The organism is Schlesneria sp. (assembly GCF_036405755.1).
Lineage (GTDB): Bacteria > Planctomycetota > Planctomycetia > Planctomycetales > Planctomycetaceae > Schlesneria > Schlesneria sphaerica.
The window spans coordinates 1-1950 of record NZ_DASWWZ010000296.1 but is presented as its reverse complement, the minus strand read 5'-3'; the positions used below and the strand labels follow the sequence as shown (position 1 = coordinate 1950).

General features: G+C 56.2%; 2 protein-coding genes and 1 pseudogene. All 3 read left to right on the top strand.

All coding sequences use genetic code 11. From position 1 onward, the window contains the following. On the top strand, positions 1-246 hold a 246-nt coding region (locus tag VGE80_RS10380), incomplete at its 5' end, for an FAD:protein FMN transferase (protein WP_440592611.1). A gap of 154 nt (positions 247-400) precedes the next feature. After that, the gene (locus tag VGE80_RS10375) at positions 401-1639 is read left to right on the top strand and encodes a hypothetical protein (RefSeq protein WP_397571635.1); all 1239 of its coding nucleotides are present in this window, start codon (positions 401-403) and stop codon (positions 1637-1639) included. A 102-nt stretch (positions 1640-1741) separates the two neighbouring features. Then, positions 1742-1950, top strand: a pseudogene (locus VGE80_RS10370) (Gfo/Idh/MocA family protein); the annotation flags it as partial.

Genomic DNA, 1950 nt, shown 5'->3' with positions numbered 1-1950 from the left:
ATTCTGGACCCGAGAACCGGTTGGCCCGTTGAATCGCTGCTGTCGGTCAGCGTGATTGCGCGGGACTCTGCCACAGCCGACGCCCTCTCCACGGCTTTTTTCGTGCTGGGAGTCGAAAAGAGTCTGGCGTATTGTGATAATCTATCCGATTCTGTGGGCGCAATCTTTTTCCCGATCCCGAAACAGGGGCAGATGCTGCAACCAGTTCTGCGTAATGTGGCTGCCGAAAAATGGTTTCCGGCGTGAAGTCATAAATGGTCGGGCATGAAGGAGTTGTGGCGTCAGGGCGGCTGACGGAGCCTCGTTCCGGGCTGCAGGCAAGGTCGCTGACACGCAGAGTGAAAAATTAACTTGGCTCAGGCCTCAACACGAACCTCCCTTCACCTGAAAGTGATTTCAAGTGCCGTCAGACTTGCGTCGAATTTCCTTGCTTGCGGTCGCACTTCTCGTCGTACTGCGGATTTCTATTGGCTGGCACCTCTTTTACGAGGGATTGTGGAAGCTGGGGACTCAGAAGTCCGCCGCCCCCTGGACGGCAGAGCCTTATCTGAAAAACGCGACCGGACCGCTGCGGACAACGTTCCGTCGCATGACGGGTGACGAAAATGACTTGAAGTGGCTCGACTACGATACCATGTCGTCCAAGTGGGATGCTTGGCGAGACCGGTTCGTCGCCCATTACGGAATTGAGAAAGCGAAGCTTGATCGTCTTCTGGATGGTCCGGAGTCGGGTTTCAGCGTCCCGTTGAGTGAGCTTCCCCCAGGTGTCGATTTCGACGAAGTGGCGCGGAATGCCGGCGTTGTGAAAGGGGCCATTCGCTATGACAGCCCGTCGAAGCGAATGATCGTGGATGGAAAACTGCATCTTCTCCCCACTGAGCAGGCCAGGCTTCTCGAAGCGGTGAACCCCCAAAAGGCGAAACCGGGGGAAGAGGCCCTGTATGACAAGTTGACCAAGGCGATTAACGACGTTGCACGGCAGTCGTCCCGCCTCGCATTTCGTGAGCGACTCGCAGCCATGCTGAAGGGGGACCCCGAACGGGTGGGGATCGTTCAGAAAGCGAAAAGCGAGGGAGGAAGTGATCAGGTCATCATGGTTGGAGAGGTCGATTACTACAAGAAACTGATTGATCGATATGAGGCCAATTACGCCAAAGCCAAAACTCCGTTCGAATGGGACCACCTGGAAAAGCAGTGGAGTGACTTGCAGGCCCAGCGGCGGAAGTTGGTCGGTCCCGTTCAGTCTCTGGAAAAGGACCTCTTCGAGGAAGCAGCGAAGTTGCTCGGTCCCGAGCAATTTGCCAGGGGCCCCGTTCCGGCGGCCGTGACGGAAATGAGTCGCATTAACTTCCGGACGATGTGGGGGCTCACCATCTTCGGGCTTTTGCTGATGATTGGTTTCCTGACCCGGGTTTCGGCACTTGGCGGAGCGGCTCTCTTAACGCTCTTTTATCTCGCCATGCCCCCTTGGCCAGGAGTCCAGGAGATTCCCAGCATTGAGCACAATTTGATCGTAAATAAGGTCTTCGTGGAAATGTTGGCCCTGTTAGCAATTGCCGCGCTTCCGACGGGCCAATGGTTCGGTGTCGATGCAGCAATTTCTGCCCTGCTTCGACGTCGCCGTCCCGTTTCCGAATAATCCCACGTCTGATCACAACGAATCGGGGCGGACTTCGTTCGGGCCCTGGCAGTGACTTCTTCCATCCAAAAGACAAATAGAACTCGACAGGAGTAATCCAATATGCAGTTGACCCCGGAACAGGAAAGAATCGGCAAGGACAACTTTCACGAGGCTGTCGCCTTCACTCGGCGATCGTTTCTGGTCGGGGCTGCGGCAGCAGTTCCTACGCTCGGAGCCGCCTACTTCGGCTATGAGGCGCTCAAAGGGGATCCGATCAAGGTGGGGTTTATCGGAACCGGCGATGAAGGGTCGGTTCTGCTGACTCAGCA